A 22,932-nucleotide genomic window follows, 5' to 3' on the forward strand; every position below is an offset into this window, starting at 1 on the left:
GCGTAGCCAATCATAATTTTTTATGCTATATTAAGCGTAGTCGTTATGAGTTCGGATATTTTCATGACTAACTCTACAGTAGAAAACTTAGTAATTATCGGTTCTGGGCCAGCAGGGTACACATCTGCCATTTATGCCGGACGCGCTAACCTGAAACCCGTTGTATTTGAAGGTTTCCAAGCCGGGGGTTTACCTGGTGGGCAACTAATGACAACGACGGAAGTTGAGAATTTTCCGGGATTTCCTAAAGGAATTACCGGGCCGGAACTGATGGATCAGATGAAGGCGCAGGCGGAGCGCTGGGGAGCTGAACTATATACTGAAGATGTTATATCAGTTGACTTGAGTCAGCGTCCTTTTACAGTGCGATCGCAAGAAAGGGAAATTAAAACCAATAGCATCGTCATTGCTACTGGTGCAACTGCAAAGCGTTTGGGTTTACCCAATGAACATGAATTTTGGAGTCGGGGTATTTCCGCTTGTGCGATTTGCGATGGTGCAACACCGATTTTTCACGGTGCAGAATTGGCTGTAATTGGTGCTGGCGACTCGGCGGCGGAAGAGTCAATTTACCTTACCAAGTATGGTTCTAAGGTGAATATGTTGGTACGCACCGATAAAATGCGGGCTTCTAAAGCCATGCAAGACCGCGTTTTGAGTAACCCAAAAATCCAAGTCCATTGGAACACAGAAGCCGTGGATATCTTCGGTAATGGTCACATGGAAGGGGTGAAAGTCCGAAATACTAAAACTGGTGAAGAGAGCCAACTGCACGCTAAAGGTTTATTCTACGCAGTTGGTCACAGTCCCAATACTTCTCTATTTAAAGGACAATTAGAACTGGATGAGATAGGTTACGTTGTCACCAAGCACGGTACAGTGGAAACCAGTGTAGAAGGCGTTTTTGCTGCTGGCGACGTACAAGATCATGAGTTTCGGCAAGCAATTACGGCTGCGGGTACTGGTTGTATGGCGGCGATGTTGGCAGAACGTTGGTTGTCATCCACTGGCTTGATTCAAGAATTTCATCAACAGCAAGAAACAGCAGATAATGAATTAGAACATCAGCCAGCTGCGAAGAAAACCGAAGCCGAGGAAGAAGCTGGATTTAATTTGGATGGGACGCGCCATGAGGGAGGTTATGCTTTACGGAAATTGTTCCATGAAAGCGATCGCTTACTCCTTGTTAAATACGTCTCTCCTGGTTGTGGCCCTTGTCATACCCTGAAGCCAATTTTAAATAAAGTGGTGGATGAATTTGACAGCAAAATTCACTTTGTGGAAATTGACATCGACAAAGACCGAGATATTGCTGAAAATGCTGGTGTGACAGGAACGCCAACGGTTCAACTGTTCAAAAATAAGGAACTAGTAAAGGAAGTCAAAGGCGTGAAGCAAAAGAGTGAATACCGCCAGTTGATTGAGAGCAATCTGTAAGAGAATGGGGAGTGGGGAATGGGGGACAGTTACTAATGTCCAATACTCACCCCCCTACATCGCAAACTAACCTGTTAAATAAAGAGACAGAAATAATCGTTGTATTTACCAAGGTTTGCGCCTGATTAAAATCAGAATCACCCGTAATCAAAAAATCTGCTTCTGCTGCAATAGCACAAGCTAGAAACTTTTCATCTTTTCTATCTGTGGGAAAATTAACTTCCAATTTGACATCAATTAGTGTTATAAATGTATCGATAATTTCAACCCATTCACATATCACTTCATCCGTCAACTACTTAAACTTTCTGCGACTTAATACCTCCTTATATTCCACAACAATTTCTTCAGAAGCTATCCATTACCAATCAGGATTATCAAAAATAAACTGAAGAACATCCCTTGGTACTCTACCCTTAAGGACAGCAGAAACTAAAATAGTAGTATCAATAAAAACTTTCATTCTCCGCGTTGATAAGCTTCAATTTCTGTTTCAATTTCTGCTTCTGTAATATCTTGCACTCCTGGTAAAGACTGTGTTTTGTCAAATAAATCTTTCAGCTTTTTACTGATTTTCGCTCTTGGGTTATCCTCAGCTAATATAATTATTTCTACTCTCTGTCCGACCTGAAAAGGTAAATCAGATAATATTAATTGACTTGGATCTGTAATGGTGATGTATTTTTTATAAGCGTTCATAATTCCTCCATTAACTTGGTCTTTGTCTACTGGAAATGATTAACCTCTGCGGTGACACTGGCTGATAATTTATCTCTAGCAAAAATAAGGCATAATCTCACCTCTTACTCAGTCTAGCTCTGTAACCACCACTCAAGAAATTGGACTTTTATCCAGGATGTTTACGCAATCCCCTGTCTAATATGTAAAATGGTCAGCGTATCTTGCTTGATCCAGGCGATCGCTTTATGGCCATTACAAAACGGCGGCTACCGACATTTTTACAGTTTGGCAAAAGTCTCAATCTTTCCCAAAAACTCATGCTCATCGGGTTAGCCATTACCCTATTTTTTGTCTTCCTGGCATTCTTCGCTCCTGTATTCCAGGCTTGGGGATGGCTACAAAACCCCAAAGATTTTCTTTCTAATCCAATTCATGAACCACCCTCAGCTAAACATTGGTTTGGTACTAGTCGCCTGGGTTATGATGTCTTCTCCCGAACATTGTTCGGCGCTCAAGCTGCTTTGCAGGTGGTGATTTTGGCAACAGCACTGAGTATGATTATCGGTGTGCCTTTGGGGATGCTCAGTGGTTATCTCGGCGGGAAGTTGGATAAAGTGTTGCTATTTATTATGGACAGCATCTACACTCTACCGGGGCTACTGCTGTCTGTGACACTGGCGTTTGTGGTGGGGCGTGGGATATTAAATGCAGCGATCGCTATTAGCATTGCCTACATACCCCAATATTACCGGGTTGTTCGCAACCACACCGTGAGCGTGAAAACTGAAGTGTTCATCGAAGCTGCTCAAGCAATGGGCGCTTCCACTTGGGTTGTGCTTTCTCGTTATCTGTTTTTCAACGTCATTCAAAGCGTACCCGTCCTATTTACACTCAATGCCGCTGATGCGATTTTGGTGTTGGGGGGTTTAGGCTTTTTGGGGCTAGGACTTCCCGAAGAAGTGGCAGAATGGGGACATGATTTAAAACAAGCCCTAGAAGCTCTACCTACTGGCATTTGGTGGACTACCCTTTTCCCTGGTTTAACGATGACATTCATGGTGGTAGGGTTATCACTACTTGGTGAGGGGTTAAATGAATTTGTCAATCCCCGATTACGGAGAGAAAATAGAATCCGACAGTAATCATTGGTCATTAGTTTTGGACAAATGACAAAGGACAAATGACAAATAACAATACAGAGATTTGTATGAAAGATAATCTAACATTAATTGCTGCCGCTACTGGCGGGTTTATCCTTTCCGTTGCTCTTGCTGGTATCTTAAGAGGTGCGCCAATTACAGCTTGGCAAGAGCAATCGAGTTTCCGTAGCACGACTTTTGCTAATTTACAGAAATCGGAGTTGAAAGCTGCGCGTCTTCTCCCAAGCGGAGACACTATGCGAACAGATCGGGGTTGAAAACGACTCGCGCCCAATAATAGGGAATAGCTGTTCACCAATTACCAATGCCCCATGCCCAAGGACAAATGACAAATGACAAATGACAAATGACAAATGACAAAATTCAAGTAATTGGCATTGATGTCGGGGGAACAGCAATTAAGCTGGGGCGTTTTGCAGATGATGGTACTTGTCTGCAATCTCTGACTGTGGCAGCTCCCCAACCAACAACGCCGGAGGCTGTGCTGGCGGTGCTGATAGATGCGATCGCTCAAATCGATCCAGATAATCAAGCTGTTGCTATTGGTGTTGGTACTCCTGGCCCATCTGATGCCGCAGGACGCATTGCCAAAATCGCTATTAACTTACCTGGATGGATCGATGTGCCTTTAGCAGACTGGTTGGAAGCTAAAACTGGCAAACCGACTGCGATCGCTAACGATGCCAACTGCGCTCTTTTGGGAGAAGCTTGGCTAGGAGCCGGTCGCCACTTTCAAAATCTGATTCTGCTAACTTTAGGTACTGGGGTTGGTGGCGCAATTATCCTTGATGGCAAACTATTTATTGGACATCAAGGAGCCGCTGGAGAGTTGGGTTTAATTTCATTAAATCCTGATGGCCCAATTTGTAATAGTGGCAATCGAGGCTCTTTGGAACAATATGCCTGTGCTACTGCAATTCGCCGCCGCACTCTCAAAGAACCCGTCGAATTGGGTTTTCTTGCTCAACAAGGAGATCCCGCAGCATTGACTTTTTGGCAAGAATATGGTATAAACTTGGGAATTGGTTTGACGAGTTTGATTTATGTACTCACACCGCAAGCGATCGTGATTGGTGGCGGTATCAGTGGCAGCTTTGAGTTTTTCTTACCAGGTGTAAAGGCAGAAATTGAGAAGCGAGTTCAGCCTTTATCACGAGCGGGTTTACAAATATTGCCAGCAGAGTTAGGCAATTTTGCCGGGATAGTAGGTGCAGCAAAGTTGGCATGGCAACACTATTCAAGATTTTAAATTATGGTTCAAACAATCCCAGCTAGAGACATCAGTCTTTACGAATTAGAAGAAAAATTTGGTTTACAACTTGCCACAGACACCAATTTCTTTACAGAATGGACAGAAAATTTACCAACTCTGACTGATGGTGAAAAGCAAGCGATCGCGCGAGTAAAAAGCAACTATTTAAACTTGAATAAGCACCGTCTGATGTCAGAAGAGGCGGTAAAGATGGTAGTACTGTCTCCTTTACTCGATTTAGCTGGGTTTTATCAACTTCCTTTTGAGATTGAAACCGAGACTTCTGTTGAGATTTCTGCTGAAGACGAGAGCTTTATCGTTAAAGGAAACATTGATGTTCTTGTCATCCAAAAACATTTTTGGGTACTTGTGATCGAATCTAAAAGCAGTAAATTTGATGTGATGACAGCCCTACCTCAAGCACTAGCTTATATGCTTGATCGTCCAAATCCTGCACAACCGACTTTTGGTTTACTAATCAACGGTAGGGAATTTGTTTTTGTCAAATTGATTCAACAAGAACATCCGTGGTATGCACGATCTTATGCGCTCTCAATTGAACGTGATTTAGAACTACACCAAGTACTCAGTATATTGAAGCGCCTTGGAGAATTAATCGTGCTTTTACCCCCTGAATGACCAAATTGTGAACCATAACCTGAGCAAAAGTTAAGGGCATCTCAAGGGTTCTAGCCAAATTTGTATCAAATTGTGTTACTTCACTTGAAATGCTGAATCTATATGCAGTACACAAGCGATTTACACCAGCAACTGATAAAAACTAATCTCTAGCAAACTAACGAGCAAACCATTAATTTTATTAGTCAGGCATAGAGTTACGTCTAGTGGAATACTGCGCCAGAAAGCAATGCAGCAAAGGCAGCGCTCCAATTCGTTAGTGGATTGCCTTTCTCGTTATAGACTTCAAAGGTTTTGCCTTGAGCAGTTTTGTTGTGTAATGCTTGCATATAGACTTCTGCGATCGTTTCATGCGCCACCTGCCCCTCAGCTAGATCGCGCTGCTCCAGGCCAACACCCCGACTACCAGAAAACAGACTGGTTAGGTTTCTAAAGCAACCTAACTGATTCAACCAATACTTAATGTAACCGTCCCCTCCATCTACATCTAATATCGCTCCTGTCGTAAATCCATTCTTGATAAAGTAGGAAACTGCTTGACCAATTTCATCAGGTTTTCCAACCCGCCCAACAGGTAACTCTCCGCCCATTTGCTTAAAAAAATCTGCTTTCTGCTCAGGAGTCATCCAATTATAAACCGGAGTGTCAAACAGACCGGGAGAGAGAATATTCACACGTAGAGGAGCAAGCTCTTTTGCCATCGTGAATGCCATTGCTTGAATTGCGCCATTCACCGCAGCCACCCCAGTTGTACCGGGGATTGCTGAACGGCTTGCACCACCGATGACAAACGTGATCGAACCATCAGCACGAAGTTTGCCTAAAGCCGCTTGAGTACACAAGAAAAAACCGTAAAACTTTTGCTCGAATGCAACTTTTAGATCCTCTAGTTTCAGATCACGAAAATTGCCCCACACTGCTTTCCCGCTACCAACTAATGCTAAATGGTCGAGAGAACCTACTTGCTCAAAGAAGGATGCAACCGAGGCAGCATCTGTGAAATCAAGTGGAAATCCCGTACAGTCCCCCGCAACTTCAGAGAGTGCCTTGTTGATCGTGTCTTGAGAACGACCAGAAATGATGACGCGATACCCTTCACTGCTGAGTACCTGTGCAGTTGCCAGCCCCATACCTGATGTTCCACCAATTACAACAACGGTTTAGCTCACAATCAAATCTCCTCTTTTTCAAGAAAAACTCTGTCATTCAGCTTAATCTTGAACACCAGCAGATAGCCTTCAAACTACCGTCTCAACCGATCTCCAAAACTGTCGGCATTTTATCAAAAATCACAGGAGTTTCGATATTGTTCTCTACGTTGTGTTCTCCTTGAAGTAACTCAAATCTCTTGTCTATGCTTGAGATCAAACCCTTGCGTATTCAGACGAAATCAAAATCAACTGTAAAATCCACATTTCACGCTTCAAAATGTAATATTTGAATACTTCAATAACTCTTACGCAAAATCATTTATATTATTAAGTATTAACATTGATCCTTTATAGGCTTTTGGCGTAGGCGTTGCCCAGAAACGCTATTCTCTAAGTGTGCCTTTATCTCTTAAATGACCAAATTGTGAACCATAGCCTGACCAAAAGTTAACCCAATCTCAAGGTTATAGCCAAACACCACTTAGTAATTCCAGTACTGATCAAAATACAATAACCCACGACACATAAGAGCAAACAGATCCCAGCAGTAACAAAAAGTTGGGCAGACCTTACTAATTAATACTAAGACAAAGAATATCCTGTTGCTTTCTGAACGTATTTCACAACTTTTTCATAAGATTCCGGATTACTCACAGGATTAATGATGATGGGGATAGTGCCATCTGGCAACCAAAAAGTTATCCTGCCGTTCGGTTCATGACAAAAAGAACTGATACAGTTAAGATTAATTACATATTCATTTTTTTCGTAAATTATTTTCACCCAGTGGGCACAATCTAATTCTAATCCTGTCACACATTCTAAATAATTGAGAATTTTTTGATAGTCTTCCAGGTTACTTTGTGGGTTAATTACTATGGGAATAGCACTATCGGGTAGCCAAAAAGTAACTCTGCCATTCAGTTCATAACAAAAAGCATGGACACGTTCAAAATTTACTACATATTCTTTCCTTTCGTAAAGGATTTTCACCCAGTACGCCACAACATCTCCTCAAGTCCGAAATTTACGAATGATGCACCCTGTATGTCCAAATCTGCTGAAGCCTTAAGTTAATGTTGTAATTAATTTTGTTAGCGCAGCGTTAGCGAGTCTTCTCCCAAGGGGAGACGCTAAGAGCGAACGAGCGTCATTATGAATTGTTATGACACCTCCAATGGCGTTGGTGTACTAGATGTCGAAAGAGAAAGAGCGATCGCTGTTTGAATGAACCCTTTAAATAAGGGATGAGGTGTACTGGGGCGTGATTGAAATTCTGGATGAAATTGACAAGCAAGAAAGAATGGGTGCTTGGGTAATTCCACAATTTCAACTAAACGTCCATCGGGAGAAGTACCACTAATCACATAGCCAGACTTTAACAACAAATCGCGGTAAGCATTGTTGAACTCATAGCGGTGTCGATGTCGTTCATAAATCACATCTTCTTGATAAAGCTTAAAAGCTAAAGTATCAGGGAGAACACGACAAGGGTATAGTCCTAAGCGCATTGTACCCCCTAAATCCACTACTTCCTGCTGTTCTGGCAATAAATTAATTACCGGATCAATTGTGTAAGGGTCAAATTCAGCACTATTAGCACCTGTTAATCCCCCTACGTGCCTGGCCCATTCAATCACGGAACATTGCATTCCCAGGCATAAACCCAAGAAGGGAATTTGGCGATCGCGGGCGTATTTAATCGCGGCAATTTTGCCATCGACTCCCCGAACCCCGAAACCTCCTGGTACAACTATGCCATCGACACCCTCAAGAGAATTTTCGGCTGCTTCAGTTTCCAAATCTTCTGAGTTCACCCAACGCAGACGCAGTTTGCCATAGGTGGAGATTGCTGCATGGTTCAGCGCTTCCACTACAGATAGATAGGCATCACTTAACTGCACATATTTACCAACAATGGCAATTTCTACCTCGTGCTTGGGACTATGTAAACGTTTTACCAGGGTTTGCCACTGCGTCAAATCTGGTTTACGTTGTTCCATTTGCAGTAAGTTCAGCACTTGTTCTGCCATTCCTTCCCGTTCTAGATTCAGCGGTACTTCATAGATACTTTTGGCATCTTGGGAAGTGATGACGCATTCTTCCGGTACATCGCAAGATCCCGACAATTTCTGCTTTAATCCCTTGGGTAAGGGGCGATCGCTCCGACAAACTAAAATATCTGGTTGAATGCCAATGGATCTCAGTTCCTTAACTGAATGCTGTGTTGGCTTAGTTTTCATTTCACCCGCAGAGGCAATCCACGGCACCAGCGTGACGTGCATATACAGCACATTCTGCCGTCCCACCTCTTTACGGAACTGGCGAATTGCTTCCAAAAACGGCAGTGATTCAATATCTCCCACCGTCCCGCCAATTTCTGTAATTACTACAGCAGGATTTGTACTTTTAGCAACTCGCAGAATCCGCTCTTTAATTTCATTGGTAATATGAGGAATTACCTGTACAGTACCGCCATTGTAATCTCCGCGCCGCTCTTTATTGATAACTGCCTGGTAAATCGAGCCAGTAGTCACACAATTTAAGCGCGACATCGATGTATCGGTAAAGCGTTCGTAATGCCCCAAGTCTAAATCTGTCTCCGCACCATCTTGGGTAACGAATACTTCCCCATGCTGAAAGGGACTCATCGTCCCAGGATCGATATTGATATAAGGGTCGAGTTTGAGAATCGACACCGAATATTCGCGCGACTTGAGCAAACGCCCTAGACTTGCTGCTACAATGCCCTTACCAATACTGGAAACTACGCCTCCAGTAACAAAGATAAACTTAGTCATAGTAGTTTGAATTTCTAACAACTTCTAAAAATACATCCCGTCATTGTGCCACAGTTGTTGTGGTGTCATCTTCTGTGATTTGCTGTGAAAAACCTCTTAGGATTAGTAATATTAGGCTGTATTCTCACCTCCTCGGTAGCATTGGCAGAGCCATCTCTTATAGTCGTTTTTCCCCAGACAAACTACCAGACAAGTGCCCAAAAAATCTTCTTTCTGGGCACTGCACCACCAGATGGTCAGGTTTTGATCAATAGTAAGCCAATTACTCGCAGCAAAGCTGGTCATTTTTCCCCTAGTTTCCCCTTGCAGTTGGGGGAAAATCTTTTTACTGTGCGTCGCCAGAATCAAGAACTTAAGATTAAGGTGATCAGGCTTAACGCTAGCCCTGAACTACCACAGGGGGTAGCCTTTGCGAAAGATTCCCTGACTCCCGCAGTTGACATTGCCAGATTACCGGGAGAAGTAATTTGTTTTGGTGCGATCGCACCCCCTAACGCTAATGTCTCTGTAACCCTGGCTAATCAAACTATTGCTCTTTCACCCCAACCTCAACAGGCACAACTACCAAGTAATTTGGCAGCTTTGACAGGGCAAAATCAGCCTCATGCCCAGTCTAGCGTAGGCAATTATCAAGGTTGCACCACAGTGGCAACAGCCGCCGATCTGGGAAAACCTCAATTTCAACTGATGCTTGACGGCAAGACGATAACTCAATCAGGATCTGGTAAGATTGAAATCCTCTCAAGAGCACAGTTGCCAGTTTCTGAGGTTACAGTAGAGTCAGGTGTTGCTCGTACTGGCCCTAGCACCGATTATTCTCGACTCACACCACTACCCAAAGGCACGCGCGCAACAGTTACAGGTAGGGAAGGTGAATGGTTGCGCCTAGATTATGGCGCTTGGATTAATAGTAAAGAAACCCGCATTCTACCTGGTGCAGTTCCGCCACAAACAATAATTCGCAGTGTCGGATACCGTCAACTCCCTGGTGCGACAGAGATAGTTTTCCCCTTACAAGTTCCCGTACCTGTGAGCGTGCAACAAAGCGAGGGTGCTTTCGCTCTCACTCTCTACAATACCACTGCCCAAACGGACATAATTCGCCTGGATGATGACCCCCTAATTTATCGCCTAGACTGGCAACAGGAAGCCCCAGGACAAGTAAAATACACCTTTAACCTCAAAAAAGCTCAACAGTGGGGATACAAGCTGAGATACGACGGTACAACCCTGGTTTTGGCTTTGCGTCATCCGCCTAAAATCGGGAACACAAGACGCAAGCTTTTAGCTAATTTCAAGATTGTACTAGATCCAGGGCATGGCGGTAAAGAATCTGGTGCCAGTGGCCCAACTGGATATTTAGAAAAAGATGTGAATTTGGTGGTATCTAAGTTGCTGCGCGACGAGTTGGTGAAAGAAGGAGCAACGGTAGTGATGACACGGGAGGATGATAAGGAGGTTTCCCTAGTAGAACGTCAGGCAATTATCAGTCAAGAAGAACCATGCATTTCTATTTCCATACATCACAATTCTTTACCCGATGATGGTGATGCCGAAAAAATCAAGGGATTTGCCGCTTTTTGGTATCAACCCCAAGCCCATAACCTCGCAATGTTTTTACACAACTATGTAGTTAAAAAAATCGGTAGACCTTCTTATGGTGTGTTTTGGGATAACCTGGCGCTGACACGTCCGACAGCTGCACCATCGGTATTGTTGGAATTGGGTTTTATGAGCAATCCTGATGAATTTGAGCAGATAGTGAACCCAGAGGAACAGAAGAAAATGGCTGATGCGATCGCTCAAGGGATTACTGAGTGGTTTATGAGTATTAAATAAATTTGCAGATACAACATTAGTTCCTCATTGTATTTGGTGGAGTGCGATCGCCTCCGGCGGGGCGTAGCCCATCGCTCTTTTTAAGCTAGTTCCTACTCAATGTTGCGATCAGTCTTTGTTCAAGCTTTTTGACTTTTGTAGTGTATTGCCAAACATAGCACCAAGTGCTATATGATAAGCAAAGGCAATGACCATAGCATGATAATCTATAAAACCCGATGGTTTGACCGTTGGGCACGCAAAGAGGGTTTAAACGACCTTAGTCTCTGTGCGGCTGTAAACGAAATGACGGCAGGACTTTACGAAGCCGATCTAGGAGGCGGACTGTTCAAAAAGCGGATTGCCCGCTCTGGACAAGGTAAGTGTGGTGGCTTCCGCACACTGGTAGCGACCAACAAGGGAAATTGCTGGTTTTTTGTTTTCGGCTTCCCGAAAAACGAGCGCAGTAACATTAACAAAAAAGAAGAAGAAGCATTAAAAAAGCTGGCATCGGTGCTGTTATCTTACACGCTAGAGGATCTCGAAAAGGCCAAGCTGGAAGATGAATTGATGGAGGTAATTTGCAATGGCGAAGAAGAAATCAGCGATTCTTGAAGCCGTTCACGAAACGGCTACGGGGCTGCACAAGGCTGGACTGATGGATCAAACTACATTGCGTGAATTCGACACTCTGTGCTTGTCTGAGATTGAACCGCTAGAACCTAAGCAAATTAAGGAAATACGGGAATCATCTCATGTCAGCCAGGCAGTATTTGCTGCGATTTTGAATACAAGTCTATCAACGGTTCAAAAGTGGGAAATCGGTCAGAAACGTCCCAGTGGCACTGCTCTTAAGCTGTTGCACCTAGTTAAAAAACGGGGATTGAATAGCGTGATTGATTAAGGGTTATTTTTGAGGAAAGTGACGCTATCTTGATGATTTAAATGAGTTTCCTGAAGAAGTACAAGATGTAATGGGTTATGCTCTGGATTTGGCACAACATGGTGAAAGCATCCTGATGCAAAACCTTTACATGGATTTTCAGGGGCTGGTGTTTTAGAAATTGTAGATAATTTTGAATATTCTTCGGTAGCGTCAATATTCAGTAATCGCTATTCTTTAGCTAGTTCCTGCTCAATGTTGCGATAAGTGTTTAATATCATGAGAAAGTTTAATTTTCATTTTTTTACTGGTATGTTAGATGAACCTTTACATCTACAAAAAATTATCTTCCCTTTGAGATAAATTCAAAGTAACATTAGTTTTATGACCTAGTAGCGTGAACGCTAGACAATTGCGCTTCTGCATAAATATACTGCCCCAAGGCATTAGCTTGCCTAGAGGATGCCGCTAAACAGGCATTAATCTTTGCTTCTTTAAGCAGACGTTGAACGTCATCCCAGAAGAATTCACCGCCACCACCAGTAATAATCACATCAGTTACACGCTCTGGCAACCAAGCGAGGACATGGGAGCAAACTTCATGGGAAAACATTTCTGTGAGGTTAGGAAGGAAATCATCTAAGTTGGTGGGTTTATTAGCACCTTTAGGAAAATAGAAGCGATGGCCTCTAGGTTTATTCGCAACAGCAATGAAGGTTAAAGATTGACTATCAGCGCCTTCTATTTCGGCAGCTAGCAGTTCATAAAAAAAGTTCATACCAAAGTCTTCACTCTTAGAAGCATCTCTAACAAACCGGAAGTTATCTATCATAATCATATTAATGTTTTGATAACCAATATCAACAATAGCCCCGGGAATTTTTGTCAAATCAGGAACATTTAGATGGTTTCTAGGTTGAGATTCAGACCAGAGCCAACTACCATAACCTTCCGCCATTACCCATACTTTAGAAATATTCAAACATACGGATTCACCACGGAAGTTTATTTTATGTGGGCCAGCAATCAAACTAATTAACTGTGCTTTCTCCATCTCAAATTGTTTTAAGGAAAAGAAAGGTAAACCTATCGCTACGGATATTTCATCTTGAAGTTTAAAATAGGCAGCACTTGCCAAAACTTTGATCAATGCAGATTCAAGTTTAGATTGTCCAACACCGAGATTTGCACCAAACTCAGCTGCTAATTGACCAACAGCATAACCACTACCTTGATGTTCCATCCATAAATCCATTAATGGGTCAGTAGCTCTAGGTTCAAAAAGACCCCCACGAATTTGTTCAAATGAGATTTGCTTCACGTTGGCAGGAATAAACACCACATTATTAGGTTCGCAGCTCACACAAGTCTTTGTGCTGCTTCTGCCTAAATCAACACTGAGAATAGCTTTACTGCCAGCATCGCTGGATTTTATAGTGTTGATTTTTTTAGTTGCTGCTATTGCTGTTAAAAGGCTTGCATAGTAATCATTAGGAACAATAATTAGCTCCTCTTTTAATTGGTAGAGAACTTGGTTAGTTTGTTCCACTGCTGCTTGAAACCTGTTTAAAGCATCTGTTGTAGGTTCTCTATCAATCTCCCACATTAAGGAAATGAGATTTTGTTGCAGTCGTACTGCTAAACGCAAACAGTCTTTTTCTACTTCATCTAATGCGTGTTGGCGAGTTAAATCATTAATCTGCCTTTTGCTCTGATCAGCAAATTCATAATATTTCTTCTCTAAATTGGCGTATTTGTCTGTTAATTCATTTGCAACTTGTCTGTGATGCTTGCCTGCTTGTCTGTCCTTTTCTCCAGCAGCATGAGCAGTAAAAGCACCTGCGACAGCACCAACTGCCGCCCCTAAAGCACCAAACAGAAGAGGAATTATAAAAATCATACAATTTTTGACTAATTCTCTAGGAATGAGGAGGAAGGTAAAGAAGTTGAGAATCAGGCAGTAACTTACTATCAGTTGATGCTAGTCCTAAAGACTGAGCAATAGCTACTGATTCACGTAACCGTTGCATAGCCCCTTCTATTCCCGGTGCAATTGGACGATTTGTAATTTCTTGATTAATTACTTGCGCTTCGGCCAAAAACTCTAGATTTTTATGGTGTTCATAAATCAGTTCATTTTCAATTGCTTCTAATCTTTCTAATTCTTGCTCAGTTAAAGATTCATAATAGATTTTCACGGTCTGTTTATGGTCATCAAGGATTTTGAAAAACTCGTAAACCATACCCCCAGTTCCAACAACAGCTAAAACTGGTGCAGCTGCGGTTAAAGCGATCGCAATTGGTGGACAAGCTGCTGCTACTGTTGTGGTTACAAACGCTGTCACACCCCCAACTGTGCCGCCTTTTACGGTATCTTTCAATGTTTCTATAGCGGCTTCTTGTGCAGAAATTTCACCCCGAACTACGCGTAGCGCGTTGGTTAGCAACGAAAATGGTGCTGTCGTCGCTACACCAATGGCTGCTCCAAAGGGCGCGGCTTTAACACCTGCTTTGACTGCACCTGTTAGGTTGTCAAAATGCCATTTAGCATCTAGTCTCATTTGCTCCTGGGAAGTCATGGGTTTATCGCCATGGGCTAAATTATCTTTGGCATTTTCCCACTTGATATTTTTGGGATCATTTGAGCCGCCTTTGCTATGCGGTTTGATATGACTAGCGTGCTTATCTAATAGGTATTTTTGGGTATTAACATCAGGCGATTTGCCATCAATCCCTGCTCTTTGAGATGGAGGGATTTTATCTAACATTTCTTGGGCTTGCACTCTGGTTCTGATCGGATCGCCAGGTCGAATCCCACCTTTATATAATCTACGGGCTGCACTTAAGGATAAATCTTGTAATTGGGCATGTTGAACGTTAATGTTAGCAGCAGCATTAAAAGCGGAATTACGCTCTTGTTCGTCAGACATGGGTAAACCAATCTAGTGTGATGTATTAACTTATTTTCTTATGGTTCCCATTTGAACACAGATGCGATCGCACCACTGCCAAACCCAAAAGATGGAACAATGCAGAAGATAGTAAAAACAGCCCTCAAGTTATTGAAAGATGCCTTGGCGTAGCCCGTCGTAGACATCGCTGATTTGCCTTCTACTCAAAAGCTAGTTGAAGTCTGTGGTAAGCTTTTGCCCGTGATTACTAAGTTTTTCGGCTTACCATAACTTAGTAAATATTACTCTACTTCTGGATCGATACCCATTGCCCTGAGCCGTTCTGTTAATTGTGCAGCTTTTCGTTCAGCTTGCTCGGCTCTTCGTTCTGCTTGCTGGGCTTTTTGTCTTTGTAACTCGGCTTCTTCTTGACCAATCAGTAACAGATTTCCCTCTAAATCCCACCAGCGCAACCAAAATTGCTCAGGATTATTCAAGTAACTTCCCTGCCATAACCCTAGTTCCATTCCTAAAGGAGTAATTGGGTAGTGGCCTCGCTCATTAGGCTGCATTTTATGGTAAGAAAAATCTACCAGATGATAAACTTCCAGTTTGTCATTACTAATTTCATAAATGGCATAGTAGGGAATTCGGATTATTCGCTCATATACCCAGAATTTACCTGGTTTTGCGCCTTCCCGACTACCAGCTAGAGGTAAAGGAGTGACATCTCGTTCTTCATCGCCATTACCACTAGCTAGTTCTATAGCAATCAATGGCGGTATGTATTCCCGCCACAAAACATAAGAGCGACGGTTTTTGCCATCTAGCCTTGGTGGTACACCAGGGACATAAAACCAATCCGGTGCTGCTGCTCCTTTTTCTGGTGGATCGGTTTCTCGCCAGTAAATACCACAATCTTGACCAATACAATACTGTCCATCTGGATGTAAGCGTTGCAAAGCTTGAGCAATTGAGTCTGTCAAAATGACGGTTTGGGGATGCTCTTGAAAATTTTTCACAAACGTACCATCAGACTCTGGTAGTTGAGTGTGATCGGGAAACTGGGGCGGTATGGCAATATCAGCAAGTGTTTCACTCATACTTTGAAAAGTATTGCAGCTCTTTGTTTATTACTTGACGCTTCCCATAAAGTGTTACTAACTAGTATAACACCTTGCTCTGTCTTGATTTCAGTGCTTTTACCCTGCCAGAACCCCTTTGATTGCGGATAGAAATATATGAAATCTTATATTTTGAAACTGTATGTATTTTAAAATAGGCGGCATGGTGGGAGCGATCGCTATTTTATTGAGTAATGGCAGTGCGATTGCTAAAGATGTTGACGCAGCCATCGCTCAAGATGCAGAAAGATATATCACTGTCGGGCATGATAAATTAGGAAACAGCGTAGCTCTGGATACAAAAACTATTAAGGGCACGATATACAAGCTTTACGGTATCTATGGAGATGGCATCTTCGAGACTACCTTTGATGCATCGTGCAAAGAATCGCGGCTGTTTCGCAATCGCATTGCGATTTACGGGCCAGAAGGACAGCTACTTGAAGAGGATAAAGAAAAAGGAGAAATCCCTTTTGTAGCAAGTTCTTCACCAGGCAAAGGTATGAAAATTGTTTGTCAAAAGATTGGTGCGAGTGGTTGGTAGTTGCTCAATATTTTATGAGTAGGGAATGGGGAATAAGCAATGCACAATGCCCAATGCCCAATGCCCAATTCCCAGCTAAAAAATACTAAGGACAAAACAACGTGTCACGCGTATCTCGTCCTGTAATAGGATTAGTTCCTTTAGCAAGTTTGCACAATTTTTTTTGCTCATCGGGACGCAGCAGCGTATCGGTAAAATCTGCCCCATCAATGATTGCACCATCAAATCTGGCATTAGCAGCAAAAGCACCCTCCAACAGTGCATTTGTTAAATTTGCTCTGACTAAACGAGCTGAGTCTAAAGTGGAATTTCTCAAATCAGAACCCTCCAAATTCGCAGACTCCAAATTTGCTGCAAAGAAACTGACACCGTTCAAATTAGCATGGCTGAAGTTGCTCTGGCGAAGATTAGCTTTGGTAAAGCTGGAGTCTGTTAAATCACGTCCTGAGAAATCAGCCTCGACCAAAATTTCTTTATTATATTCAAGTGCCAAAGCTGTTGGAGTAAAACCGACCGTTGCAATGATGCCAACTATTCCCCAGAGGAATAAGCTGAGTATACTTGCCCAAATCCGGGCGCTTAACTTAGAATTCATTCTATTTTTAGCCAATGGCGAACCCTCCTCCATTTCATTATCCTTGAGTCAGAGATGTTAGCGCAAAAATCCTTTAAAAATATTTTTATGAATACTAATTCAAGTTCATACGACGATTTGAACGTTGCCTTCACACGACTTCAGGCTATCCAATGGGATACGTTAGGAATGGGGGAGAAAGACGAAAAACTTACAGAACTGATGTTAGAATTTCTGTCGCGGGTCAGACAATGGGCAAAGTTTTTGCAGAGCGAACAGAAGCATATTTTTCAAAATCTTGCTCTTCAGATTCGCCCTGACATGGAACTCCCATCTTCCCTAATCCAATGGCTGGAGGAGTTATACAACAGCGACCGGATACCAACTAGGCGTGGTAGTGCCTATGTTCTGCTAGGGGTACGTAATTACTTATTTTGGTGTCGTCTACGGGAATTTGATGCAGTCCCGGCGAATGGTCTTCCTGACCCTTATGAGCCGTTCATCACCTTTTTGGAATGTGGTGGTGGCATATATGTCGAACATCACTCTTTTATGGATATTTACCCAAATTATGTTTACTTCAATTTGACTGTTGGGAATGCCACGCCAGCAAGTGAAGAATAAGCACATCATGGGAGTATGATTTCGTGGAACTACTAGAAACTCTTATTTTCCTGTTGAATTAAATAACCGAGAATACTAAAGTTTATATGCATTGTCCAAATAGTGGTCAATTAGGAGAAGAACTAGTAGCCCAATGGTTGCAATCTACTGGTTGGATAATTCTTCATCGTCGATTTTCTAGTCGCTGGGGGGAAATTGATATCATCGCTGAATATGCTAAAAAAGTAGAGGAAGCAGGGGAGCAGGGAAGCAGGAAAGAAGTAGGAAAGCTTAGGACTCAGCACTCAATATTGGCATTTGTGGAAGTTAAAACCCGTAGTTCAGGTAGTTGGGATACAGGGGGAAGAAGTGCAATCACTCCACAAAAGCAAGCAAAAATCTGTCGGACAGCTGAAATGTTTTTAGCCCAGTACCCTGAAAAGGCAGATTATTCTTGCCGATTTGATGTTGCTATTGTCTACTGTCAAAGGATATCAAAAAATCTGACTGGAGTCACAGCAAATCAGGAAGCTCTAGCTACTTCATCAGTACCCGGATATAAGTTTAAGCTGCAAGAATACATTCTGGCAGCTTTTGACTCTTCAATTGATAATGGTTAATTGGTAATAGATAAAATATCTTAATTACCAATGACCAATAATTTTGTAGTGACGTTACAACCAAATAGTGTTACGCCAAAGTTTCTGGACAATAACCTAAGCCCCGGACAAACTGTTGCCGGAACGCTTCAATTTCGTCTCTTTCTGGGCTACCATGAGAAACGATCGCTACCTGATAACGACGCATCACATCCACAGGACACTGTCCCGCTTCCAAACTCCAAAGTGCCATTTGCACCCTCATTGGCGGTTCGTAGCTAATTCCTAATTCATTTAGAAAAGCACGAAAGTCGCCATCTTCTTGGGGCGAAACTTGACCTCTGAGTTTGATCCTAACCACCCAGCCATCAATTTGATGAATTACGGTGACGAACGAAACTGGTGTCTGGGGTCTAGCGTGGAGGTTTTGAACGACCCTCAGGGTTAGACTGGCATTTGCCAGATAGTACAAGTATTCCATGTTTGTTGGTGCTTGGGATCAAAGCCAATCCTACATATCTATATTCGTCAATCAGTGCCTGTTCCCGGTAGGGTAAAAGCCCCCGTTTTTAGATGGGGAGGTTTACCCAATTTTTATGTTAATTTTTCCGTGTTACTTAATAGTAACAATCTTATAGCCTAGCGACAAAACTGAGCGAAGATACCTTAAAGTTCCTTTAGAAGGGAAAACTTAACCCAGCCTTTTTAAGAGAGTATAAATACTAAATAAAGCAAAAACTAGTACAAGCCAATTTGAAAGATACTTCTAGCCCACAAGAAAAAGATTTGGAATTAGATTGCTCGGTAGCTGGCTATGATTACAAACTACCTCCAGAACTCATTGCCCAAAACCCAGCAGTTCCTAGAGATAGCTCACGGTTACTGGTGATTAATTCTCCTACTACAGGCATCAAAACAGCATCCCTACACCACATTTTCCATGATTTACCTGCACTATTGCGCTCTGGTGATTTGTTGGTTATGAACAATACAAGGGTCATTCCAGCGCGGCTTTATGGTTATAAATCCACTGGTGCGAAAATTCAGGTGTTGCTGTTGGAAGAACAGCAGCATAACTGTTGGTTAGCTTTAGTTAAGCCAGGAAAAAGCTTCAAACAGGGAGCGAAGATTATTTTTGAACCAAGGCAATTGGGGATTGAGGATTGTAAAGATTCTTCCCTAGTCCCCAGTCCCCAGCTAACGGCTACGGTTCTAGAAACAGACGCAGCAACCGGGGGGCGTTTGTTGCAATTTGATGTACCAGAGGGAAAGACTTTGGTGCAACTGTTAGAGATTTTTGGTGAAGTACCACTACCACCGTACATCACTACCTCAGAAGCAGCTGATGAGCAGTATCAGACAGTTTATGCTAAACAGCCAGGAGCGATCGCAGCTCCGACGGCAGGATTACACTTTACCCCAGAATTATTACAACAGTTGCGCGATCGCCAAATTAATCAAGCTTTTGTGACGCTACACGTTGGTGTCGGCACATTTCGCCCTGTGGAAGTAGAGGACGTAACTACTCATCAGATGCATGAAGAATGGATTGAAGTTCCCGCCGCCACAGTAGAGCAAATCCGCGCCACTAAAGCAGCTGGCGGTCGAATTATTGCTGTGGGAACAACGGCAGTACGGGCTTTAGAAGGGGCGGCTAAATCGGGAAATTTACAACCATTTTGCGGCAAAACAGACTTGTTTATTTATCCCGGCTACCAATGGCGGGTGGTTGATGGTTTAATTACGAATTTTCACTTACCGCGTTCCAGTTTGTTGATGTTGGTAAGTGCCCTAATTGGCAGACAACGATTATTGAATATATACAACGAAGCGATCGCTTTTGGATATCGTTTTTATTCATTCGGTGATGCCATGCTAATTTTGCCGTCAGCTGTGGGAGTGGGGAGTTAGGAGTACAGACGCGATTAATCGCGTCTGTACAAGAGTTAGAAGTTAGGAGTTAAAAGTTGGAAATTTGGAATTTTTTCTTTGGTGGTGGGTACTCTGACTTATGAGGAGTTAAAAATAAGTACAGGTCTGCTATTAATGTCTGAAAAATACCTATTTTCTCATTGGTTAAATTTATTTTGTCAGGTGACACTCGGTGGCTGTTCTGCATTTTGGATTTTGGCTGCACCGACAATTACTAATTTCCCAGTTAGCAAGCTGCTGGCAGAAACTGCAATTTCTCAGGATCTCGAAGCAGCTAGCTTTTTCCAGCAGGGAGTCACGCGCTATAACCACCAAGACTTACAAGGTGCAGAATATGCCTTTCGCCAAGCGTTGCAGCGAGATCCTAACCTTGGGGTAGCACGGAATTATCTGGGTAATATATTTATGGAGCAAAATCGCCTGGATATAGCTTTACAAGAATATACGGAGGCGATTAAAGTTAATCCCAATTTTAGCGAAGCTTATTACAACTTAGGGTTAGTGTTGCACCGACAAGGAGAAAAAGATGCAGCAATTACGGCTTATCGCCAGAGCTTAGTGATAGATTCAACAAGGGTGGCAGCGCTGTATAATCTGGGTTTGTTGCTGTATGAACAAGGAAAGTTAGAGGAAGCGATCGCTGCATACCAAAAAGCAATTAATTTAGATAGCAGCAACGCCAAAGCTTATCTTAACTTAGCGATCGCCTTGCAACAACAAGGTCAAATCGAGCCTGCGATCGCCAGTTATCGCCAAGCTTTGAAGCTAGATCCTAAAAATGCTATAGCCTACAGCAACATGGCAAATTTGCTAGCAATGCATGGTCAAGCTTCTAAGGCTATTTCTGTTTATCGGCAAGCTATTCGCCTAAATCCGAAAAGTGCCTCAGCTTACTATAACTTAGGAGTAACTTTATATAATCAGGGCGAGTTCAAAAAAGCCAGTGGAGTCTTGAAACGCGCTCACAATGAATATCGTCAGCAAGGCAACATTGAACAAGCCCAGAAAATTGAGCAGCTAGTGCAGCAAATTGCTCAGAAAAGTGGGCAACAGCAACCTCAAACCAGTCAAACAGCTACTCCTTCTCAGAGTTCAGATTCTACCAGTAATCTAGTACAAACATCTGAGCCAGAGATCCCAAATCAATCAGGAACGCCCGCGAACCCTGTCTCAGTTGAACCACAATCTACTTCAACCACTGCTGGAGAATAACAATTCAAAATTCAAAATTCAAAATTAATATTCTGACCTTATTTAAAAACATACATGGTAGCCTACCACCAGTATGTTTTTTTTTGAATTCTACTTCGTCTCAATACTACTTTTTTCATGAGTGCAACACTTTACCAGCAAATTCAGCAGTTCTACGATGCTTCCTCTGGTCTGTGGGAACAGATTTGGGGGGAACACATGCACCACGGCTACTACGGGGCTGATGGTAGCCAGAAAAAAGACCGCCGTCAAGCTCAAATTGATTTAATCGAAGAACTGCTCAATTGGGCAGGGGTACAAGCAGCAGAAAATATCCTCGATGTGGGTTGTGGCATTGGTGGCAGTTCTTTATATCTAGCAGAAAAGTTTAATGCTAAGGCTACAGGAATTACTTTGAGTCCTGTGCAAGCTGCCAGAGCAACAGAACGCGCAATGGAAGCGAATTTGAGTCTGAGAACTCAGTTTCAGGTAGCCAATGCTCAAGCAATGCCTTTTGCTGACAATTCTTTTGATTTGGTTTGGTCGCTGGAAAGCGGTGAACACATGCCAGATAAAACTAAGTTTCTCCAGGAATGTTATCGGGTGTTGAAACCTGGTGGGAAGTTAATTATGGTGACTTGGTGTCATCGACCGACTGATAAGTTACCACTGACGGCAGATGAGGAAAAGCATTTGCAGGATATTTATCGGGTGTATTGTTTGCCTTATGTGATTTCTTTACCAGAGTATGAAGCGATCGCACGTCAACTTCCATTAAACAATATTCGCACCGCCGATTGGTCAACCGCCGTCGCCCCCTTTTGGAATGTAGTAATTGATTCGGCGTTCACTCCCCAAGCACTTTGGGGCTTACTCAATGCCGGTTGGACTACCATTCAAGGGGCATTATCACTGGGGTTGATGCGTCGCGGTTATGAGTGCGGGTTAGTTCGGTTTGGTTTATTGTGTGGTAAGAAGTAGAAACGTTCTTTGGGAAAAGACCGCGCTGTTTCACCACAGCGCGATCGCACTACAATTTCAGAAATTCAATGATGGCTAATGTCTACCTTCAGAAACCTTACTTTACTGTGAAATTGCCTATAATGCCACCAGCTTCGAGCGAACACTTAAAAAGTGTACCTGTTTCGCTATTCCCATCAGGCCCATCAAATACAGAAAGATTACCAAGATTCAGGGTTTGCCAAACTTTTGGCCCAGAAGTAGTATTAACTAAAGAACTAAACGCGGCACCGTTTCCAACACCATTAATCGAAACTGCTTGACACGAGCTATTATTTCCATTAATTCTGACTGACGTTGGGTGAGAACCTGGTGACAGTTGTAGGGTTCCTATTACTTGAACACTGTAATTACAGTTATTGATAATTCCCCCATAACTCGAAGTGCTTAAACATGAATTGTCTTGGGGAAAGGAATTCTTCATAGTAGCTCCTGGCGCCGTTACTGCCAAAGCTTGGTTCGCCACTAAGCTTATGACTCCAGCCAACATACTCACCAAATAACCTCTTATAAACCGCATTATTGTTAACTCCATTTTTGTAACTTATTTCAGTTTCATAATTGAATTTACCTAAGAATTAAGCACGTTTTTGACAAAGTTATTCTGTCGTTACAATATTTTTTCATAACTT

At 42.7% G+C, this 22,932-nt stretch carries 26 protein-coding genes; 14 read left to right on the forward strand and 12 right to left on the reverse strand.

Annotation, left to right across the window (positions count from 1 at the left end; all coding sequences use genetic code 11):
• Nucleotides 1-63 precede the first annotated feature (63 nt).
• The gene (gene trxB / locus V7L12_RS20405; protein ID WP_335086978.1) at nucleotides 64-1,437 is read left to right on the forward strand and encodes a thioredoxin-disulfide reductase; all 1,374 of its coding nucleotides are present in this window, start codon (nucleotides 64-66) and stop codon (nucleotides 1,435-1,437) included.
• A 46-nt stretch (nucleotides 1,438-1,483) separates the two neighbouring features.
• Here the strand turns inward: trxB and V7L12_RS20410 are convergent, their stop codons facing one another.
• Both V7L12_RS20410 and V7L12_RS20415 read right to left on the reverse strand, forming a co-directional pair.
• Entirely contained in the window at nucleotides 1,484-1,732 is a 249-nt protein-coding gene (locus V7L12_RS20410) for a putative toxin-antitoxin system toxin component, PIN family (RefSeq protein ID WP_335086979.1), read from the reverse strand.
• A gap of 164 nt (nucleotides 1,733-1,896) precedes the next feature.
• Nucleotides 1,897-2,136 (reverse strand): hypothetical protein, encoded by a 240-nt coding sequence (locus V7L12_RS20415; protein WP_335086981.1) that lies wholly within the window; start codon nucleotides 2,134-2,136, stop codon nucleotides 1,897-1,899.
• A 227-nt stretch (nucleotides 2,137-2,363) separates the two neighbouring features.
• Between V7L12_RS20415 and V7L12_RS20420 the strand changes: the two genes are divergently transcribed.
• The 4 genes from V7L12_RS20420 to V7L12_RS20435 all read left to right on the forward strand — a co-directional run bounded on the left by V7L12_RS20420 (nucleotide 2,364) and on the right by V7L12_RS20435 (nucleotide 5,169).
• The gene (locus tag V7L12_RS20420; RefSeq protein WP_335086983.1) at nucleotides 2,364-3,260 is read left to right on the forward strand and encodes an ABC transporter permease; all 897 of its coding nucleotides are present in this window, start codon (nucleotides 2,364-2,366) and stop codon (nucleotides 3,258-3,260) included.
• Between the two features lie 65 nt (nucleotides 3,261-3,325).
• A complete protein-coding gene (locus tag V7L12_RS20425) occupies nucleotides 3,326-3,535 on the forward strand; it encodes a hypothetical protein (protein ID WP_292858707.1) in 210 nt (69 codons plus the stop codon).
• A gap of 89 nt (nucleotides 3,536-3,624) precedes the next feature.
• On the forward strand, nucleotides 3,625-4,527 hold the full coding sequence (locus V7L12_RS20430) for an ROK family protein (protein ID WP_335086987.1): 903 nt from the start codon (nucleotides 3,625-3,627) through the stop codon (nucleotides 4,525-4,527).
• Between the two features lie 3 nt (nucleotides 4,528-4,530).
• On the forward strand, nucleotides 4,531-5,169 hold the full coding sequence (locus tag V7L12_RS20435; RefSeq protein WP_335086989.1) for a type I restriction endonuclease subunit R: 639 nt from the start codon (nucleotides 4,531-4,533) through the stop codon (nucleotides 5,167-5,169).
• Nucleotides 5,170-5,372: 203 nt separating this feature from the next.
• On the opposite strand, the gene V7L12_RS20440 is transcribed toward V7L12_RS20435, so the two are convergent.
• From V7L12_RS20440 to V7L12_RS20450, 3 genes are all read right to left on the reverse strand, one after another.
• A complete protein-coding gene (locus V7L12_RS20440; protein WP_335087196.1) occupies nucleotides 5,373-6,317 on the reverse strand; it encodes an SDR family oxidoreductase in 945 nt (314 codons plus the stop codon).
• Nucleotides 6,318-6,902: 585 nt separating this feature from the next.
• The gene (locus V7L12_RS20445; protein WP_335086990.1) at nucleotides 6,903-7,325 is read right to left on the reverse strand and encodes a hypothetical protein; all 423 of its coding nucleotides are present in this window, start codon (nucleotides 7,323-7,325) and stop codon (nucleotides 6,903-6,905) included.
• A gap of 158 nt (nucleotides 7,326-7,483) precedes the next feature.
• Nucleotides 7,484-9,121, reverse strand: a complete 1,638-nt coding sequence (locus tag V7L12_RS20450) for a CTP synthase (RefSeq protein WP_335086991.1) — start codon at nucleotides 9,119-9,121, stop codon at nucleotides 7,484-7,486.
• Between the two features lie 84 nt (nucleotides 9,122-9,205).
• On the opposite strand from V7L12_RS20450, the gene V7L12_RS20455 reads away from it, so the two are divergent.
• From V7L12_RS20455 to V7L12_RS20465, 3 genes are all read left to right on the forward strand, one after another.
• Complete coding sequence (locus V7L12_RS20455; RefSeq protein WP_335086993.1) at nucleotides 9,206-10,960, forward strand: N-acetylmuramoyl-L-alanine amidase; 1,755 nt, start codon at nucleotides 9,206-9,208, stop codon at nucleotides 10,958-10,960.
• Nucleotides 10,961-11,158: 198 nt separating this feature from the next.
• Nucleotides 11,159-11,554 (forward strand): type II toxin-antitoxin system RelE/ParE family toxin, encoded by a 396-nt coding sequence (locus tag V7L12_RS20460; protein WP_335086995.1) that lies wholly within the window; start codon nucleotides 11,159-11,161, stop codon nucleotides 11,552-11,554.
• Nucleotides 11,526-11,843 (forward strand): helix-turn-helix domain-containing protein, encoded by a 318-nt coding sequence (locus tag V7L12_RS20465; protein ID WP_335086997.1) that lies wholly within the window; start codon nucleotides 11,526-11,528, stop codon nucleotides 11,841-11,843. The genes V7L12_RS20460 and V7L12_RS20465 overlap by 29 nt, the downstream gene beginning before the upstream one ends.
• A 361-nt stretch (nucleotides 11,844-12,204) precedes the next feature.
• Here V7L12_RS20465 and V7L12_RS20470 read toward each other — a convergent pair whose 3' ends face one another.
• From V7L12_RS20470 to V7L12_RS20485, 4 genes are all read right to left on the reverse strand, one after another.
• The gene (locus V7L12_RS20470; RefSeq protein ID WP_335087198.1) at nucleotides 12,205-13,284 is read right to left on the reverse strand and encodes a ParM/StbA family protein; all 1,080 of its coding nucleotides are present in this window, start codon (nucleotides 13,282-13,284) and stop codon (nucleotides 12,205-12,207) included.
• Nucleotides 13,285-13,741: 457 nt separating this feature from the next.
• Nucleotides 13,742-14,752 carry a hypothetical protein gene (locus V7L12_RS20475; protein WP_335086999.1) on the reverse strand — a complete coding sequence of 337 codons (1,011 nt, stop codon included), beginning with the start codon at nucleotides 14,750-14,752 and terminating at the stop codon, nucleotides 13,742-13,744.
• Between the two features lie 38 nt (nucleotides 14,753-14,790).
• Complete coding sequence (locus tag V7L12_RS20480) at nucleotides 14,791-14,919, reverse strand: hypothetical protein (protein WP_335087001.1); 129 nt, start codon at nucleotides 14,917-14,919, stop codon at nucleotides 14,791-14,793.
• Between the two features lie 96 nt (nucleotides 14,920-15,015).
• Nucleotides 15,016-15,816 carry a Uma2 family endonuclease gene (locus tag V7L12_RS20485; protein WP_335087003.1) on the reverse strand — a complete coding sequence of 267 codons (801 nt, stop codon included), beginning with the start codon at nucleotides 15,814-15,816 and terminating at the stop codon, nucleotides 15,016-15,018.
• Nucleotides 15,817-15,979: 163 nt separating this feature from the next.
• Here V7L12_RS20485 and V7L12_RS20490 point away from each other — a divergent pair, with 163 nt between their 5' ends.
• The gene (locus tag V7L12_RS20490) at nucleotides 15,980-16,381 is read left to right on the forward strand and encodes a hypothetical protein (protein WP_335087005.1); all 402 of its coding nucleotides are present in this window, start codon (nucleotides 15,980-15,982) and stop codon (nucleotides 16,379-16,381) included.
• 85 nt (nucleotides 16,382-16,466) lie between these two features.
• On the opposite strand, the gene V7L12_RS20495 is transcribed toward V7L12_RS20490, so the two are convergent.
• The gene (locus V7L12_RS20495; RefSeq protein WP_335087007.1) at nucleotides 16,467-16,976 is read right to left on the reverse strand and encodes a pentapeptide repeat-containing protein; all 510 of its coding nucleotides are present in this window, start codon (nucleotides 16,974-16,976) and stop codon (nucleotides 16,467-16,469) included.
• 87 nt (nucleotides 16,977-17,063) lie between these two features.
• On the opposite strand from V7L12_RS20495, the gene V7L12_RS20500 reads away from it, so the two are divergent.
• Both V7L12_RS20500 and V7L12_RS20505 read left to right on the forward strand, forming a co-directional pair.
• Nucleotides 17,064-17,579, forward strand: coding sequence for a hypothetical protein (locus tag V7L12_RS20500; protein WP_335087009.1), 516 nt, complete (start codon nucleotides 17,064-17,066; stop codon nucleotides 17,577-17,579).
• Nucleotides 17,580-17,665: 86 nt separating this feature from the next.
• Nucleotides 17,666-18,178 carry a YraN family protein gene (locus V7L12_RS20505; protein ID WP_335087011.1) on the forward strand — a complete coding sequence of 171 codons (513 nt, stop codon included), beginning with the start codon at nucleotides 17,666-17,668 and terminating at the stop codon, nucleotides 18,176-18,178.
• A gap of 70 nt (nucleotides 18,179-18,248) precedes the next feature.
• Here the strand turns inward: V7L12_RS20505 and V7L12_RS20510 are convergent, their stop codons facing one another.
• The gene (locus V7L12_RS20510) at nucleotides 18,249-18,638 is read right to left on the reverse strand and encodes a hypothetical protein (protein ID WP_335087012.1); all 390 of its coding nucleotides are present in this window, start codon (nucleotides 18,636-18,638) and stop codon (nucleotides 18,249-18,251) included.
• Nucleotides 18,639-18,910: 272 nt separating this feature from the next.
• Between V7L12_RS20510 and queA the strand changes: the two genes are divergently transcribed.
• The 3 genes from queA to V7L12_RS20525 all read left to right on the forward strand — a co-directional run bounded on the left by queA (nucleotide 18,911) and on the right by V7L12_RS20525 (nucleotide 22,261).
• Nucleotides 18,911-20,068: a tRNA preQ1(34) S-adenosylmethionine ribosyltransferase-isomerase QueA gene (queA, locus tag V7L12_RS20515; RefSeq protein ID WP_442947901.1), complete on the forward strand. Its 1,158-nt coding sequence runs from the start codon at nucleotides 18,911-18,913 to the stop codon at nucleotides 20,066-20,068.
• A gap of 135 nt (nucleotides 20,069-20,203) precedes the next feature.
• Nucleotides 20,204-21,301: a tetratricopeptide repeat protein gene (locus V7L12_RS20520; RefSeq protein ID WP_335087014.1), complete on the forward strand. Its 1,098-nt coding sequence runs from the start codon at nucleotides 20,204-20,206 to the stop codon at nucleotides 21,299-21,301.
• A 117-nt stretch (nucleotides 21,302-21,418) separates the two neighbouring features.
• Nucleotides 21,419-22,261 carry a methyltransferase domain-containing protein gene (locus V7L12_RS20525; RefSeq protein ID WP_335087016.1) on the forward strand — a complete coding sequence of 281 codons (843 nt, stop codon included), beginning with the start codon at nucleotides 21,419-21,421 and terminating at the stop codon, nucleotides 22,259-22,261.
• 97 nt (nucleotides 22,262-22,358) lie between these two features.
• Here the strand turns inward: V7L12_RS20525 and V7L12_RS20530 are convergent, their stop codons facing one another.
• Nucleotides 22,359-22,820: a hypothetical protein gene (locus tag V7L12_RS20530; protein ID WP_335087018.1), complete on the reverse strand. Its 462-nt coding sequence runs from the start codon at nucleotides 22,818-22,820 to the stop codon at nucleotides 22,359-22,361.
• Between the last annotated feature and the right edge of the window lie 112 nt (nucleotides 22,821-22,932).

It is taken from the genome of Nostoc sp., from assembly GCF_036918245.1.
In the GTDB taxonomy this organism is placed as follows: domain Bacteria; phylum Cyanobacteriota; class Cyanobacteriia; order Cyanobacteriales; family Nostocaceae; genus Nostoc.

Excerpts from the sequence above, each read along its gene's own strand:
- trxB (WP_335086978.1), top strand. The coding sequence starts at position 64 with ATGACTAACTCTACAGTAGAAAACTTAGTAATTATCGGTTCTGGGCCA.
- V7L12_RS20415 (WP_335086981.1), bottom strand. The coding sequence starts at position 2,136 with ATGAACGCTTATAAAAAATACATCACCATTACAGATCCAAGTCAATTA.
- V7L12_RS20420 (WP_335086983.1), top strand. The coding sequence starts at position 2,364 with ATGGCCATTACAAAACGGCGGCTACCGACATTTTTACAGTTTGGCAAA.
- V7L12_RS20425 (WP_292858707.1), top strand. The coding sequence starts at position 3,326 with ATGAAAGATAATCTAACATTAATTGCTGCCGCTACTGGCGGGTTTATC.
- V7L12_RS20430 (WP_335086987.1), top strand. The coding sequence starts at position 3,625 with ATGACAAATGACAAAATTCAAGTAATTGGCATTGATGTCGGGGGAACA.
- V7L12_RS20435 (WP_335086989.1), top strand. The coding sequence starts at position 4,531 with ATGGTTCAAACAATCCCAGCTAGAGACATCAGTCTTTACGAATTAGAA.
- V7L12_RS20450 (WP_335086991.1), bottom strand. The coding sequence starts at position 9,121 with ATGACTAAGTTTATCTTTGTTACTGGAGGCGTAGTTTCCAGTATTGGT.
- V7L12_RS20460 (WP_335086995.1), top strand. The coding sequence starts at position 11,159 with ATGATAATCTATAAAACCCGATGGTTTGACCGTTGGGCACGCAAAGAG.
- V7L12_RS20465 (WP_335086997.1), top strand. The coding sequence starts at position 11,526 with ATGGCGAAGAAGAAATCAGCGATTCTTGAAGCCGTTCACGAAACGGCT.
- V7L12_RS20475 (WP_335086999.1), bottom strand. The coding sequence starts at position 14,752 with ATGTCTGACGAACAAGAGCGTAATTCCGCTTTTAATGCTGCTGCTAAC.
- V7L12_RS20480 (WP_335087001.1), bottom strand. The coding sequence starts at position 14,919 with ATGTCTACGACGGGCTACGCCAAGGCATCTTTCAATAACTTGAGGGCT.
- V7L12_RS20485 (WP_335087003.1), bottom strand. The coding sequence starts at position 15,816 with ATGAGTGAAACACTTGCTGATATTGCCATACCGCCCCAGTTTCCCGAT.
- V7L12_RS20490 (WP_335087005.1), top strand. The coding sequence starts at position 15,980 with ATGTATTTTAAAATAGGCGGCATGGTGGGAGCGATCGCTATTTTATTG.
- V7L12_RS20495 (WP_335087007.1), bottom strand. The coding sequence starts at position 16,976 with ATGAATTCTAAGTTAAGCGCCCGGATTTGGGCAAGTATACTCAGCTTA.
- V7L12_RS20500 (WP_335087009.1), top strand. The coding sequence starts at position 17,064 with ATGAATACTAATTCAAGTTCATACGACGATTTGAACGTTGCCTTCACA.
- V7L12_RS20505 (WP_335087011.1), top strand. The coding sequence starts at position 17,666 with ATGCATTGTCCAAATAGTGGTCAATTAGGAGAAGAACTAGTAGCCCAA.
- V7L12_RS20510 (WP_335087012.1), bottom strand. The coding sequence starts at position 18,638 with ATGGAATACTTGTACTATCTGGCAAATGCCAGTCTAACCCTGAGGGTC.
- V7L12_RS20520 (WP_335087014.1), top strand. The coding sequence starts at position 20,204 with ATGTCTGAAAAATACCTATTTTCTCATTGGTTAAATTTATTTTGTCAG.
- V7L12_RS20525 (WP_335087016.1), top strand. The coding sequence starts at position 21,419 with ATGAGTGCAACACTTTACCAGCAAATTCAGCAGTTCTACGATGCTTCC.
- V7L12_RS20530 (WP_335087018.1), bottom strand. The coding sequence starts at position 22,820 with ATGCGGTTTATAAGAGGTTATTTGGTGAGTATGTTGGCTGGAGTCATA.